We start from the raw sequence: 15,307 nt of genomic DNA, 5'->3' as shown, positions 1-15,307 counted from the left end.
TGGGCGAATAGAACGCGTCAGATGATCCGTCGCGTCGAGCCTCGCAGGATGATGTCGCAATCAAGGACGACGCTGCGCGTTGCCCCTCCTGACGGTTCCGTCAGGCGTTCCACGAGAATGTCTGTGATGGTTTCGGCAATGCTTGCCACCGGTTGGGCGACGGCGGTGATGCCGGCTTCGTAGAGCCGAAAGATCGCCACGTCGTCGAAGCTCGCAAGCGAGACGTCCTCTGGCACATGCCGGCCGTTTTCCTTCAGCCAGCTCAGTGCGCCAACCGCCATGCCGTAATTGGCTGAAAAGATCGCCGTCGGCGGATTTTCCAGCGACATCAGCCGCTTGGTCGCCTCATAGCCGCCATCCATGCGCCAGTTTCCACGCGCTGCAAGCGTCGGGTCGATCATAATGCCGCGGTCGCGCAGCGCCTGTTCATAACCCGTCAACCGTTCGATGCCGGAGGAGTTGCGGGGGTCGCCCGTCAGGATGCCGATGCGGGTGTGGCCGAGATCGATCAGGTGGCTGACGATGCGGTGGCTTGCGCGGTGGTTTTCCACCATCACCCGGTCGGCAGCCAATCCGCGGACGTCATTATTGTAGAAAATGATCGGAATATCGTGATGGATCAGGTCGTCGACGCGATCGTAGACCTCCGCCGTGCCGTCCATGACCAGCGCATCAACGCGCTGTGCCGCAAAGAAATCCAGCGCCTCGGCCACCACACGCGGATCGCCGCCATGGCAGTAGGTCAGAAGGGCCCGTCCGGTTGGGCGCACCGAATGGGCGAGATGCTCCAGCATGCGGGCATGAAACTCGTCGAAGGTCGGCACCAGGAAGCCGATCATATGGGTGAGGTCGGTGCGGATCGAGGCGGCTGCGGCATTGCGCCGATAGCCGAGATCCTGGATCGCCCGCTCAATCTGTTCGCGGTTCGACCGGCGGATCGTCTGGCCGTTGAGATAGCGGGACACGGTGCCGACTGCGACGTTTGCCACCTTGGCGACGTCGATGATTGTCGCTCCGCGCCTTCTGCCGGCCGTCTGGTCCGTCTGTTGCATTTCAAGCGGGCTCCTGCATTCATCCATGGGAAATGACGCCTGGCCAGGCGCCTTTCCGTCGTATAGCCCAGCGCTCCGCCGCCCACCAGTATTGCGGGTGGCAGGAGCAAAGTCCGACGGTTCCCTTGTCCCAACCTGCATCAGGAGCCTTCGAACACCACGGCGCTATGGATGCGCAGGCGTGGCACCGTAATGCTGATGGCGCCGTCGTCGCTGGAATCCCAGGCAAGATCCTCTCCAGTCATCGCGTCGAAAACGCGCTTCGGTCTTGCGGGCAGGCGCACTGTGGCGTTGACAGGGCCGATCGCCGGAATATCCTCGATCATCTCCATGACCCGGGTCGAACCGTCATCGCCACGTACGTCCTTGCCGCGGATCTGCGGCGGACCGTAGAGGAGATGCAGGATATGGCGGTCGTGCTCGATCTGGCGCGTCAGCGTCGCCCGTCCGGACGAGGGCAGATCGGTGACCATGGCCGGATCGGGGACAAGCCGGTCGAGAAGGCCGCGAACCAGGTATTTGTAGAGCGGCTGGCCCATCGCCCGGTAGAGCCGGAAGATCGGATAGGCGATGTAGGCCGCGCCCTTGTGTTCGGTCACTGCTGCTCCCAGCATATCGGCATCAGGATCGTCGGGCGCATGCTGATGCGAGCAGAAATGCTTGTAGGAACGATTGAAATACGAGGGATAGATGCCGGCCAGCACCGTTGCACCGACCGAGCGGACGGTTTCGGCATCGTCGTAGAAAACGAAGGCCGTTTCCGGCATGGACGGATCGAGATCCTTTCCGGCTTTCACATAGCTTGGCTTGAACGCGACAGGCGCAGATCCCCTTTCGATGCCGAAGTCGATGGCAAGTCCTCCGCTTCCATCAAGGCCCGAATGCCATGAGGCGAGGATCTTTCCGCCGCCGGCAAGATAGGATTTCAGACGTGCGGCGAGTGCGGCATCGACAGGGATTTCATCCGGCAGGATCAGCAGCCGGTACTGCTCGAAGCGGCCCGACCTATCGATTACGTCAAAAGGCCGTTTCAGCTCCTGCAGCATTTGGGCGGCGCCGTCATCGCTTGGATGGTTGCGCGCGCCTTTCGGGTTCATGTGTTCCGCCGAGAGGATTGCGATTTCGGAAATCTGCTTTGCACCCTCCAGGAAGGGTTCGAGTTTCTCGACACGACGATAGGCCGGCGCAATCGAGGCATAGGTATCGGGATTGATCGCTCCGTTCGGATGAAGCTGGTCGCCGACCAGGCATTTGGAGCCGAGCGCGATCATTTGCGCACACTCATATTCCAGCGCGTCGGGGTGCTTGAAGCCGCCGAACTCTCCCCAAGATGTATGGAACTTGCCGGTATGAGCGAGGAAATCCATGCCGAGTGTGGCGGCATAACGGGCGCTCGATGGGAAATGGTCGTAGCCCCAACCGCCGGTCGGCAGACTCTCGAGCTCGAGATGCGAATAGGTCGAGAAGCGTTCCGGCCCCTGCTTGTGGATGTGGCCGCAATTGTAAAAGACCCGTAGGCCCGGAAATTCCGCAAACAGCGCCTCGCTGGTCTCGCGGCGAAACTGCTCGTTCACGGCTTCGTCGTTCTTCAGGCGATCTGCCGGGTTTTCAGGGTCGAGGCCTTCGCACAGCATGCGTTCGACGCAGGCGGGGCAGACGCAGTCGGGCGTCAGGATGATATCGAAGAAGAGCCCCTGCGTCGGATAGTTCCTGGCGACTTCTCGTGCCTGTTCGAGGATGTAGTGCCTGAGACCCGCATGATTGAGGCAGAGCGTGTGCCAGGCAGGGCTGAGTTGCTTGCCAGCGGAAGGGTCGGCCGGCCGGTCGTGATGATAGCGGTTCGAGGCGCTCATCGCCCGCCACTCGGGATGTTCGCGTGCCGTCAGTTCATCCCACTGCACCGAGATATAGATCGGGCTTTCGATGTCGGCTGCTGCCAACGCCTTTACCATGTCGCCGAGCAGATCAGGGCGGGCAAGCTGCGGATGTGGCTTGCCGACCTTGGTCGGATAATAGGACCAGCCATGGTGGCACTTGGCGAAGATGGTGATGGAATCGACATGGGCTGCTTTCAGTGTCGAGACGAAGGCGTCCGGATCGAAATCGGCGCCGACGCGCGGAATATGTTCCGATGTATGGAAATCGAGATGGATCTGGCGGTAGCGCAGCGGCTTGTTCGTGGTCTTGGGCATGGGTCCTATTCCTTTGCGCCGGAGCGGGTTTGCGAGCCGGCGGCGAACTGACGTTGGAAAACGAGGAAGACGAGCAGGGGGACGATGGTGGTGAGGATGGCCGCCACCGATCTCAGGTCCCAGTTGATCTCGTAGCTGCCGGAAATGCGGGCAAGCAGTACGGGAAGGGGGACATCGCTGCGCAGGAAGAGCATGGGCAGCAGGAGCGCATTCCATGTCCAGAGGAACTGCAGGATGCCAACGGCGAAGATCGGCGACAGGCTGTTCGGCAGAACCACATGGCGGAAGGTCGCGAGCGGCCCGCAGCCGTCGATCTTGGCCGCCTCCACGAGCTCGCGCGGAAAATCCTCGAAGAAGTTTTTAACGAGGAAGATAGACCAGGCGAAGGACAGCCCAACATAGGGGATGAGCACAGAGATGATGCTGTCGATCAGCCCCATGTCGCGCCAGAGCGTGAAGAGCGGAATGATGACGACCTGCTGCGGCAGCACGAAAGCGTTGATGATGATGATCAGGAGCACCCGGCGGAAGGGGAATGTCAGGAAATGGAAGGCATAGGCGGCGGCCGGTGTGAGCAGCATGGTGAGTGCCGTCGCGATACCCGCCGTCTTCATCGTCACCCACATGGAATCGGCGAGCGGGTATTTGTCCCAGACGCGGCGCCAGGCATCGATCGTGAGATCGAAATGGTCGAAGCGCCACCAGCCGAGCGATACGCCCTCGGGCGGGCGCAAGGAGGTGACGACGATGCCGATGATCGGGATCACCCAGATGAAGGCGACGATGCCGACGACGACGATAATCCAGCGAGGTGCCTTGCCGATCATTTCGCACCTGCCGTTCGCTGGATGATGGCGGGGATGGAGACGATGAGCACTGCAAGGAGCAGGATGACCGTAGCAGCAGCACCATAGCCCAGTTTGAACTGGGTCATGGACTCGCGATACATGAAGTAGCCGACAGTTTCCGTCGAGCGCACCGGTCCGCCACCAGTCAGGATATAGATGATGTCAAAGGCGCGCAGAGCCGACAGAAGGTTGATGAAGACGGCGACGCGCACACCTGGCATCGACAGCGGCATCATGATGTGCCGCATGGTCGAGACTGGCTTGGCGCCATCCATGTAGGCGGCTTCGAGCACGGATTTAGGGATCGCCTGGATGGCGGCGAAAATCAGCATCAGGGGCAAACCGACACCGCTCCAGGAAGCTGCAATGATCAGCGCCCAGAGTGCCGTGTTGGCGTCACCCAGCCAGGCATGGGCAAAACCGGGAAACCCCAGGAGCTGGATCAGCGAATTGAGCAGCCCGCCGGCATCCGGCCTGTAGATGCCGATCCACATATAGCCTGATACCGCTTCCGAAATGCCGAAGGCCGCAAAGATCATCACGCGGAAGGGCAGGGTCTGCTGTGGCGCGAAGGCGCACAGCATCGCCAGAACCCAGCCGATCGCCACCGAAATCACGGTCGTGCCGACGGTGAAGATCAAGGTGGTCAGCAGCGTATTGCGGAAAGCCGCATCGGCGAAGAGCCGCGCATAATTGCCAAAGCCGATGAAGGTCGGCTTTCTGAGCCCCTGAATATCCCAGAAGCTCAGCCGGATCGTCTCAGCCAGCGGATAGATCACAGCGATTGCAAACAACACAATAACCGGTGCAATCAGGATCAGTGCGGCGGGCGTGTCCCTAAGCAGACGCCGACGACCTTTGATGCCGGCCGCCAGCGCAGTACCCTGCATCACGCCCGCCGCTTCCCGCATCGGGGAAGCGGAGGTATTCGCCATCAATAGAAACCTTTAGCCTTGGTTTCGATAGCCGCAAGAACCGTATCGATATTGGCGCTCGATGGATCCTGCAGAAATTTCTGAAGCTGCACGCGATACTCGTCGACGAGATCGCCGGGCAACAGATCGCCGAGCACGAATTGCAGCTTCGAATTTGCTACTGCCTGCGTCGCCACTTTCTGTACTTCACCATAGAGAGAAGCATCGACAATGCTGCTTGGAGAGGCATAACCGGCCTTGGCGAGAATGTTGGCGGCCTCGGCACTCGTCCAGAAATCGAGGAAGGCATCTGCCGCCTTCGGATTGGGGCCATTCGTCGTCACCAATAGCTCCTTGGCGTCGACGCTCGATGTATCGTCATGGCCCATGCCGAGAGATGGAAACTGGAAGAAACCGTAATCCTTGCCTTCGACCAGCTTGTAGTCGTTCTTGGCGCGGTTGTTCATCCACATGCCGATCAGCAGATAATTCTTCGCATTGGCCTGGAAGACCTGGTCGGCCTCACCGTCCCAGTCATTGGCGAGCATGACATTTGGTGCGCCGCAGCAGCCGGAGGTCAGCATCTCGGCGTATTTTGTCAGCGCCGCCTTCACCGCTGGATCGGTCCACGGAATTTCATGGGCGGCGAGCTTCGCAGCCGTCTCGACGCCTGCGGTTCTGAGCAACAAGGTTTCGAACCATTCTGCATGCGCCCAGTATTTGCCGGGGATCGCGACCGGAGCGGCATAGCCGGCCTTTGTAAGCTTTTCGAAGGAGGCGACAAACTCGTTCCAGGTTTTCGGCGGTTCGCCAATGCCGGCCTTGGCGAGGTGCTCCTTCTTGTACCAGATGCCCGAGCGGTCGCCGAACGTATAGGTCAGGCCGTAAGTCTTGCCGTCGATGGCGCCGAGATCCTTCCAGGACTGGCTGACAAGCTTGTCCCAGCCGAAGGATTTCCACTGGTCGTCGATGGGTCGCAGCATGCCGGCATCGGCAAGTTCCTTGCGGAAAGCCGGCCATGTGTTGAACAGCACGTCGACAACCTCACCGCCCATCAGTGCGGTGCGGATGCCGCCGCGCATGTCACCCTGGCCGGTGATGGCGACTTCGCGGATCGTCACATTCGGATATTTCGCCAGAAAGGCTTTCTGTATCGAGTGCATCATCTCGAGTTCAGAGCCGCCAATCCAGTTCAAAACAACGAGTTCGCCGCTGACTGGATCCTGAGCTCGTGCCGCACCGGTAACGGCCAAAAGAGCAGTGCTTCCTGCGCCGGCAAGAAGGGTACGGCGACGGATTTCGGGCATAAATCTACTGCTGCTGGTCATGTCATGTCCTCCCAAACATTGACTGTTGCCGTCATGCATTCAATTTACTTGAAACGTTATCATCTATTTTGTTCGAAACAAGTGTTTTTATCGATAAACAAACGACTTACGAGCTAAGCGGCTGATATCGCATTTAAATATGAAATAGAATGATGATTGATATGTGCGTTCCATGCTCTGAAAAAAGGAGCACGTCTCTTCGGCGCGGAGGTGGAGAGGGTGTCCAACTTGATGGCGCCAATTACAGCGGATTGGGTTCTGACTGCATAGGATGCATGGGCTCTCCCTCCCTTTACGTGAGAGATGTCAGCCACGCGATCAGTTGGAGCCTTTTCGACGGCACGAAGCTGTCTTCTAGAGCGCTTCCGGGTCAAAGCGGAATCGGAGGAAGCGCTCTATCCCATTGTTTTTTCGCAATTCCGGACGGAAAACCGGTTCCCACTTTCCTGGAATTGCTTCAGCCCTTTCGCTTCGGCGTCGTCGACGGGGCATTCAACCGCCGCCACGGCGCATGATCCGTCTTGATCGTGATCGAGGCGGACGACGGCAGCAGTGGTTCACGCTTGCGCCGTCCGAAGCGGCGTTTGAAGCCGAGGATGTTTTCGATGAAGCTGCGGGCGTAGAGGCCGGGGCCGCTGGAATAGATACGCCAGCCGCCGTCGACATCGATTTCGCCCCTCTTGACCTGATCCCAGTTGCTCATCGCCTGATAGCGATCGGTGAAAGCGGCATCGCTGCTGCTGAAATAGGTATTGCGCTGGCGCAGCGACGCGTGCGGCAGGGCGTCAGTGACGGCGATCGGGTTGGCGAGGCCGATCGTCTTCCAAAGCACCTTTGCATCACCCGCTATGGCAAGTGTCTCGCAATAGCGCAGATGCGCATGGATATACATGAGGCCGATCTCGCGGCCGAAGAAGGACGAGGATTCCGCGCGCCGGAACAGCGTTTCCAGGCCACCGGCATAGGTCGCGGGCTTTTCCATCAGCCGCACGCCATCAGGGAAGAGCAGATGTTCTTCGATCAGCTTCATATGCGCCTGCCGCTGTTCTGGCGTGAAAAGCTTGCCAAGCATGGCCTGTGTCATCGAGATCAGCGAGTAATGCAAGCCTGTGCGCTTATCATCAGGATGCAGCAGCAGCTCGACGCCATCGTGGGACGGATCGAAGATACCATAGCCGGCGACAACGCCATCACGGATCAGGTGCTTGTTGAAGTCCCGCCGTATGGCGGTGGCGATCTTGCGCAGTTTGGCGGCGTCACCCCCCCTGCCGATACGGCGCAGGATGGCGGAGTAACGCACGATCTGTTCGTAGAGCAGGGAAACCGTCCAGCTGCTTACCATCCAGTCGCGCAGATGCGAATCGGCAGGCTGCAGAGAGTCGTTCCAATCACCTTCGCCGTAGCGGATCAGATATGTGCCAGGAATGAAGCGCTCGCGCACGGTAGCGAGAAGCTTGTCGACATGGACCGCAAGCGTATCGGCCGCCGCTTTACCCATGGTCTTGTCGTCGCGCCACGTGACCTCCTCATCGAGGATTTCAAGGTCACCGGTCGCTTCGATATAATCGCATAGCGCCTTCAGCGGCCAGACGACGATATCGCCATGGGCGTCGCCGGAGCGGATGTTGGAATAAGGCTCCAGCATGAACCATTGCGGCCAGTCGCCTTTTTCCAGGTACTGCTCACTAAAAACCGTCTTTACGACTTCCTTGGCTTCGCGATCATGCTCATAGGCGAGCAGGAATTCGACTGGTCCCTGGCATGCATCGCGCGTACCCCAGGCAGCACCCGTATATTGTTCGAGCCCATGCGGCACGCTCAGATGCACGATCGCATCATGCGCGAGCCAGGGCAGGATTGCCGCATATGCCTGAGCGTCGGCTTTGGGCTTGTCGAATGTTAGGCCGCGGATGGCATGCTGCCAGAAGCGCAACGCCGGTGCCAACATCGCGTCCTGCGTTACGCCGCCTGCATAGCGATCTGCCAGACGTTTGGCCTCTGCCTTATCTGTCATCGAGCCGACGACGGCAAAGGAGAGCGACTGTGTCTCGGCGGAGCGGAGGGCAATGAAGGCGCCGTTGCGGGCCACGCCGTCCTCGTAGAGAAGCTCGTCGCCGCCAATCGCCTCGATGGCATCGGGCGTGGAGCTCACCAGCCAGTAGCTGGCGTCAGGGAAACGTTCGCCCCAGAGCCAGTGCGGATCCGGGCGGAAGAGAATGCGCTTGGCATTGTCGTCGAATTCGGCGTAGCCGCTCGTATCATATTCCCGCTCGCCGAGAACGAGATGGCCGAAGACCAGGAAGCGGCAGGGTTTGCCTTCGACAGAGACCGCCCATTGCATGGCGGGATCCTCACCTGAGGCCGTGGCCGTCACGGTGATGGTGCGGTCGGCAAGCCGATAGATCCAGCGGCAGTCGCTGAGGCCTATGTCGAAGACTGAGGGCACGCCGAGAAGCTGCCAACCACGGCCGGTATCGATAAGGATGCGCAACCCGCTGGTGCGCGTCAGATTGTAGGGATCGCGGGAGACAGAAAACAGCTTATGAAAGGACGTATTGCCGATCGTCAGCTGTGCAGCAAAGATGCCTTGCATCCAGCAGGTCGATGCCAGGGTGACATCGTCAAGCAGCATGTTCTGACCGCTTCGCACAATCGCGCCATGGCGACGTGCGACCTGCAGTTCCTTTTCCCGCAGGACCACATGGCGATTGAGGGCACCCTCCGGCACGAAGAACGAGATGAGTTTTCCGTCTCTGCGTTCTTCCAGCATCCGATCGGGATAGATGAGCGCGAGCGCCTTGTCGTCCAGCGCCTCCCCTGTCAGCAACCCCGCCTCCTGCAGGATGCTGTGCGGCGGCACCTGCTCGGCCGGTTCGGTTGCCGTCTCTTCGGGGGCCTTCAGATGATCGAGGCGGGACAGATCGGCATCGTCGGATGCCGCTTGATGATCGCTAAGGAACAGGCCGAAGAAAGTGGCGCTCACGCCTTCGGCAGAAACGGAAACCGGCTTCGACTGAAGGGCGGGGCAGGCCATTTCATGCTGCCGACGCTGGCTCGGCAGGTCGCTGCCGAACGGGCCGACGAGATGGCCATCGCTGACAGCAGCTGATTTTACCAGCTGGATCGCATCGGTGGCGTAAGCGGCAACGCCTCCCAGGCAACCCTGCGCAAGCCAGGGATTGCGCCCGCCTCCCTGCTTGAGGTTCTGCCGGTTCATCACAACAGGTCCGAAGGCCGGATGCTCAGCGATATGATGGTCGATATATTGCGAGGCATAGGCTTCGCTATTCATCAGGAAGCCGCGATCACCAAGGCCGATATCCTGGACCAGTACCAGGTCGGCCGGTAGCTTCTCCCCACCTGGATGCGTCAGCGTGATGTGCCAGAACCATGTCGTCTCGGAGGGCGCAAGGACGAGGCTCACTTGGTAGCGGACGTCTGCAACGTCACCGCTCCAGGAAAAGCCCGTCTCACCATGGCCAAAGCGACCTCGCGCCTGGGGGCCGACGATCTCTGCGACGGCCGGCTTCTTGCCGCCGATCCGCAGATAGAGACGCCCCACGCCGCCGGAAAGCGGCGATCCCTGGATCTGGTTGATCTGTACCGATCCGAGGCTATCGACATAGTCGATGGAAAAGAGCGTGCCATTCGGCAATGCGGATATGGAGAGGCCGGAGCCATTGGCGATTGTCAGAAGGCCAAGGTCGTCTCGGCGGGGCATTTGCAATTTGCGATTCAGTCTCGAAGACATGTGAGATCTCGTGTCGCCTAACAGGGAATCGGACAATGACGCGAAAATGTTTGGGCCAAATAAGATCCGTTGTCACTGAGTTAGATCAGTGACGTGTGACGAACCCGCTCTAAAGCGTAACAGACACTAGCCTGGAGTGTAACAAAACCACCCATTTCGCTGCGACGTCACAAAGCCTCACGAGGTTATCACTGGTAGTGGGACCTCAGCCGACGCCCTTCCAGCACTGAAGTCCACTGAACGAAAGATCACTGTCGTTCCGATGACCGTTGAAAGCTGAGAAGGTTGGATTGGAGAAGCGCCATTCAAGGCGGTTGCGATAGATGGACGCCGGTCGGGGCGGTTTGGCCGAATGGTCCTTTCAACGTTGTTGTTGGGAGGGCTGGGCCAGTTGCCCCGCTTCTAATCCCTGATGGACGACAGCTAGAGCAGCAATACCAGCCTCATTGGCCGCGCGTAGGAGAATTTTCCGAAAATGTTCCGGCGAGATTTTTCCCGTGATTGCGTCAACGCAGGCTTTCACGGCAGCTACATATTCCTCGCCGTCATCGGATGGCCACTCCTTCATCAGGAGATGTGCTGCATCACCTAGCGTCCGTACGACTCTGCGTGTTGCTGTACCGCGTAGAACAATCCCGACCGGCGTGAATGCCGATGACGTATTCCAGCACATTTGCTCAACCCCAACGTAGGAATACTGCAAGCCCCGCATTCAACATACGCGAGTATCTTAGAATTTGGAATTGAAATCTCGCCGGGAAGCGATCTCGCTAAAAAGCCGTCGAGTGTAAAAAGAAAGGGCGCTCTATGGCTATGTGGCGGAGCGCCCCGAGCTGCTCCGCCACGCGAGATGATCGGGAAAGTCCGGGCTAAAGCGACGGTCGCCCGTCAGCCCTCAATGTCTAAGCTGGCGAACAATGGCATCGTGCGTCTTCAGAGCGATGCATCTTGCATGGTCGCTGACCGGGACCTCATCCCAAGCCGACATCTGAACGATCACGACATTCTCCTTCGGATAGATGTGAATAAATTGTCCGAAACGACCGAACGCAAAATAATCAGCGCGGTTCTTTCTCAGCCACCAAAAATATCCGTAGCCCAAGGTGCAGCTATCGTCCGCTGGCTCGCTTTCATCTTGAAGGCCCGCGAAGCGGCCCTCCGTTCGTGCGGTTGCCAGGTCGAACCATGCTGCTGGGATACCTTTCCCTTGTCCCTTGTGGAGGATGAAATCACCGAAACGAGCAAGATCATCGATCCGCGCTTTGAAGCAGCAGGACCCGATAGGATCGCCGTCAATGTCGACGTTCCATTTGGCAGAGTGTGCCGCTCCAATCATCGTCCAAACGCCCTTCTCAAATGCTTTCAGCGGTCGGATGGACGAGATGTCCCGCACCACTGCCATTGCCATGGCTGCATCCAACGCCGAGTAGTTGAACCTTTCATCTCGATGCCGGGTGAGCCTGTAGCGGGATGCGAAGCCGATTAGAGTCTGTTTTCGCGGAGGCGTTCGAACTTCCTTGTCGAACGCAATGGAGTCCGAAACCAATGCTGGCCAATAGGCCTCCCGCCACTGGATATCCGACCGCATCGATAGCAGCTGGTCGAGACGCACGGTTGAATAGCTTTCAGCCAGCGTCATGCGGTTAGGAAGCCTAAGAAAGCTGCCAACTTGCCTTTGCATGACGGCCTTGAATTGAGTCTTCGTTTGAAGGTGATATTTATCGGCAAGCACCTGACCGAGCAAGGTAGACGTCAGTGATTTTGCCATCGAGGCAACACCGTACTTCTTATCGATACGGTTCTTACCTCCTTCACAAATGTCCTTGGGATGAAAAAGCTCGACCCGAACCATGCGGTTCTTGATGACATAGAGAGCGCAGACACCCGTCTGCTGTACATATCGCTGAATATCGCAACGCGTCTTCAAAGAACACCAGACGTCGATGTCGTGCAGGTGGTGCCCGAAGTCGTTTATTTGGGAGGCCAGAGGAGGTGCAGCAATCGGGAGTGTCTTGATTGGCTCGTTCGCGTTCGACAGCGAATGAACGGCTAGTGACGCAATCGCGACCAAGATTAGGAACTTGAGGAGTCTCACGAGACCTCGCTGTCTGCTTGACGGCCTGGCCAGTACGACCAAAACACGGGTTCTTCCAACACAATGCGCTTCGAACCTTGCCACGCTCCGACCTGATGCGTGTTGTCCTGGACTGCGGGCTCTTCGCCGCCATCCGGCAGCAACACTGTCAGGGCGACGGCTTTGTGCGGAGTGTGGGTCTTAAGACCTTCCGGGCGGCCGGGCGTCTTATCCTCAAAGTCAGGAGAAAGGTTGCTTGCTGCGAACCCAACCGGATACCCGGCAGCTCGCACTTGGTCAGGGAAGGATGGATGGTGGATTACGTCCCCATCAAATTTGATCCCAAGGAGCTGCCACGCCTTCGTGAAATGCTCGCTCTCAAAATTGAGGGTTTCTTGTTGCTGCGATCCTGGCGGGGCGAGATCGGCGAAGTTCTTGCCGAATGGTGCTGTCGCTGCCGGGTCGCTTTCGTAGTAGTCGATGGCATTGTTAACGTGGACGAAATTTGCGAAACGTGCCTTTTTCGCCAACGGCGCTCGCAGCATCCAGCTGTTGTTAAAGGTGTAGTGTGGGCCGTCCGCTACGTGCTCGGACGGGAATTTGAAAAACTGGCCCCGTGTGTGTTGGTCGTTATCGGGACCTGGTTTTCGGAGGTTCCATCCGAGATTCCCGTAGATATAGAAGTAGCCGGAACGCGCCATCTGAAGTGAAAACGGCATATAGCAGTCGACGATCATGTTGTATCTGACCGTCCAGTTCCAAGCGAAGTTCTCCGGTTCAACCGCGTTGTCTCGGATGCGGATGAACCAGTTGCCTTCGATAAGGACGTTGCGCGAACAACTGTCGACAATCGATTCCGCCACCTGGTTGAAGAAATGAACCCCGTTGAAGGCGTCGACGATGACGTTGTTTCTGATGACGACGTAGCCCGCGATGCTCCATGCGCGGAAGAAGTCGCCGTCGTAGGCTCGCGCATCTTTTTTGATGTCCACTAGCCTTCCAGTTTCAGAACGCTCGCCGTGCACCTGTTCCCAATCGACCTCTCGCCACAGAGCGGAAGGTTTGCCTTCCAACTCCTTGTCAATCGGTTCCCCGTTGCGGATCGCGGCGCATAAGTCCCAGCCGTTGCCGCTGGGGTCCTGGACCCAGTCGCAGTCTTCAACGAGGATATGTCTTGTGGTGATGCCGGTGGCACCGATTGCGAATGTGCCGCCACTGATCTTAAGCCTGCGAAGTGTAATGTGCTGGCAGTTTTCCAGATAAATCGCGGTGGGCCAGCAGCCATCAAAGGATAGGTTCTCGATTGTGATCCACTGGCAGTTCTTGAGGACAAGGACCCCATTGTCGGCGAGGTAATAGAGACCAGGGAAACTGCCTCCCGCCTCTTGAGCAGCGGCGAGCTTGTTACCGGTCTCCTTGAAGGCTTCGAAGCTCACTTTTGGCCCCAGCACCGACTGGCTACCGTGAACGATGATTGGCTCTTTTTCCGTTCCCGCAAGCGAGGACAGGACGATGGGCTTCTCGTAGTCTCCTTTGGTCAGGTGGAGCCGATCGCCTGCAACTAGCTTTCGCACCCATTTGTGAACGTCATCTGGCCCTGCATCGCGCGATCTTCCCACAGAATTGTCTCCCTTCATGTGATTGATTAGGGAGCAGCCCAGACGGTCAAGATTGGGAAATGATCTGAGCCGAATGTATCCGGACCGACCTTGGGGGCGGCGAACGCCTGGGCCGCGGCATCTGGCACCGCCATGTGGTCAATCGCCTTGTCTGCGAACTCCATTTCATCGAAAGTCCGGCCCAGGTCTTTCGTCAACATGGTCCACTTCTGGCTGCCAGCCAGCGGCACCGTCAGTATTGTGAAAGTGTCGTCGTAGCCGTCACCACTACAAGCACTGGCCGGGAAAGGCGCCTTCGCGCATGAGAAAGCCGCCAGTTGGCAATCGTCGAACGATTGGCCGAACTTGCCGGGTTCGAAGGACGTGTTCCAATCTCCGGCGATCAAGACGGTTCGCCCCTCCGCGACGGCTAGATCAGCTACTGTTTTGGTTGCAGCGATCACCCGCTCGCGTTTGAACGCGTTATCCTTGTCCGCCTTGGCCTTTACGTCGGACCCATTGTCCAGGACGGCTTGCAGAGCAGGGACCGGAGTCAAGCCAAGCTTCTTCAGGTCCTTGATCGCATCATCCGCAGCGAAACAGGCGTCGTTCGAATTCGATTTCAGATGGACTGGGAAGACAGTCAGGCCATTTGCCAGATCGACACGAAGTGTTCCGCGATCAGTCGCCGCCAATCCCATCATGTCGATGCCCTTTAATGGCGCTTCCTTCACCGGTATCGAGCTGTCGCCGTCCGGTTTGGCATTTGTGAAAACCTGGTGGACGTGCCCCTCCGGTTTGGGGTCGAACTCGATCACCGACGTGATCGGTAGCTTTGAAAGGACGCCGACCTCCAGGCCTGCGTGGATTTCGTCGCCCTGCACCTGTCCGTCGGACACCGTTGCATAATAGGTCTGCCAATCGATGGCATCGGCGATGGCCTTGATATCGGGTCGTCCAGTCAGTTCGATGAGAACGATCACATCAGGCGACAGAGTGTCGGCCATCTTCTTGTAGTCGGGCGCTCGGGCCAGAACCTTTTCGTAAGGCGAAGCAGCGACGTTCCAGGAAATAACCTTGACATCGGCGGCGCAGGAGTTGGTTGCAAGCAACGCCGCAGAATAAAGGAGAAGAGCACGCAAATGGTTCATTTCGATAACCCCCTTAAGTTGGCGAAATGGAGATGCGATGCAATTTGAGCTAACAAGAATACTACGCACGTTAAGCGCGAAGTTGCAACATCGCGGTCCTTAATACAGGGAATTGTTTGGAGATGTTATATACTCGTCAGCAGGCTGCGGCTTCAATTGCTGCTGCGGACGTCCTATATTTATTGGGGATCTGCGGAATAATTCTGCCACTCGAAAATTACTCGCCATCCGATACTTAGAAGATATGTGTGGCGGCCCTGGCTCACAGCCTTAAAGCCGAAGCTCTACATCCCCCGAATTCGTGAAATATCGCGACGAGGCTTATGGCGACGTAGCCATTGCCCCAGCCACTCTAAATCCTTCATGAGGTAAAAAGGGTTGATCCAAGATTTTCGGTTC

Annotated in this window: 10 protein-coding genes; all 10 read right to left on the bottom strand. The window is 58.1% G+C overall.

The window, feature by feature from the left end; all coding sequences use genetic code 11:
• Nucleotides 1-17: 17 nt before the first annotated feature.
• On the bottom strand, nucleotides 18-1,052 hold the full coding sequence (locus FHX15_RS14695) for a LacI family DNA-binding transcriptional regulator (protein WP_184398219.1): 1,035 nt from the start codon (nucleotides 1,050-1,052) through the stop codon (nucleotides 18-20).
• Nucleotides 1,053-1,192: 140 nt separating this feature from the next.
• Nucleotides 1,193-3,244 (bottom strand): alpha-L-fucosidase, encoded by a 2,052-nt coding sequence (locus FHX15_RS14690; protein WP_184398217.1) that lies wholly within the window; start codon nucleotides 3,242-3,244, stop codon nucleotides 1,193-1,195.
• Between the two features lie 5 nt (nucleotides 3,245-3,249).
• Nucleotides 3,250-4,071, bottom strand: a complete 822-nt coding sequence (locus FHX15_RS14685; RefSeq protein WP_184398215.1) for a carbohydrate ABC transporter permease — start codon at nucleotides 4,069-4,071, stop codon at nucleotides 3,250-3,252.
• Nucleotides 4,068-5,027 carry a carbohydrate ABC transporter permease gene (locus FHX15_RS14680; protein WP_184398213.1) on the bottom strand — a complete coding sequence of 320 codons (960 nt, stop codon included), beginning with the start codon at nucleotides 5,025-5,027 and terminating at the stop codon, nucleotides 4,068-4,070. The genes FHX15_RS14685 and FHX15_RS14680 overlap by 4 nt, the downstream gene beginning before the upstream one ends.
• Entirely contained in the window at nucleotides 5,027-6,334 is a 1,308-nt protein-coding gene (locus FHX15_RS14675) for an ABC transporter substrate-binding protein (RefSeq protein WP_184398211.1), read from the bottom strand. Before FHX15_RS14675 ends, FHX15_RS14680 begins: the two co-directional genes overlap by 1 nt.
• A 457-nt stretch (nucleotides 6,335-6,791) precedes the next feature.
• Nucleotides 6,792-10,085, bottom strand: a complete 3,294-nt coding sequence (locus tag FHX15_RS14670; protein ID WP_184398210.1) for a GH36-type glycosyl hydrolase domain-containing protein — start codon at nucleotides 10,083-10,085, stop codon at nucleotides 6,792-6,794.
• Nucleotides 10,086-10,446: 361 nt separating this feature from the next.
• Nucleotides 10,447-10,758, bottom strand: coding sequence for a DUF982 domain-containing protein (locus tag FHX15_RS14665; protein WP_184398634.1), 312 nt, complete (start codon nucleotides 10,756-10,758; stop codon nucleotides 10,447-10,449).
• 222 nt (nucleotides 10,759-10,980) lie between these two features.
• On the bottom strand, nucleotides 10,981-12,180 hold the full coding sequence (locus FHX15_RS14660) for a serine hydrolase domain-containing protein (protein WP_184398208.1): 1,200 nt from the start codon (nucleotides 12,178-12,180) through the stop codon (nucleotides 10,981-10,983).
• Nucleotides 12,177-13,778: a right-handed parallel beta-helix repeat-containing protein gene (locus FHX15_RS14655; RefSeq protein ID WP_312861830.1), complete on the bottom strand. Its 1,602-nt coding sequence runs from the start codon at nucleotides 13,776-13,778 to the stop codon at nucleotides 12,177-12,179. Before FHX15_RS14655 ends, FHX15_RS14660 begins: the two co-directional genes overlap by 4 nt.
• 26 nt (nucleotides 13,779-13,804) lie before the next feature.
• Entirely contained in the window at nucleotides 13,805-14,977 is a 1,173-nt protein-coding gene (locus FHX15_RS14650) for a hypothetical protein (RefSeq protein ID WP_184398204.1), read from the bottom strand.
• Nucleotides 14,978-15,307: the final 330 nt, after the last annotated feature.

Source organism: Rhizobium sp. BK650, assembly GCF_014195325.1.
GTDB lineage: Bacteria > Pseudomonadota > Alphaproteobacteria > Rhizobiales > Rhizobiaceae > Rhizobium.
This window is presented reverse-complemented; position numbering and strand designations above follow the sequence as displayed.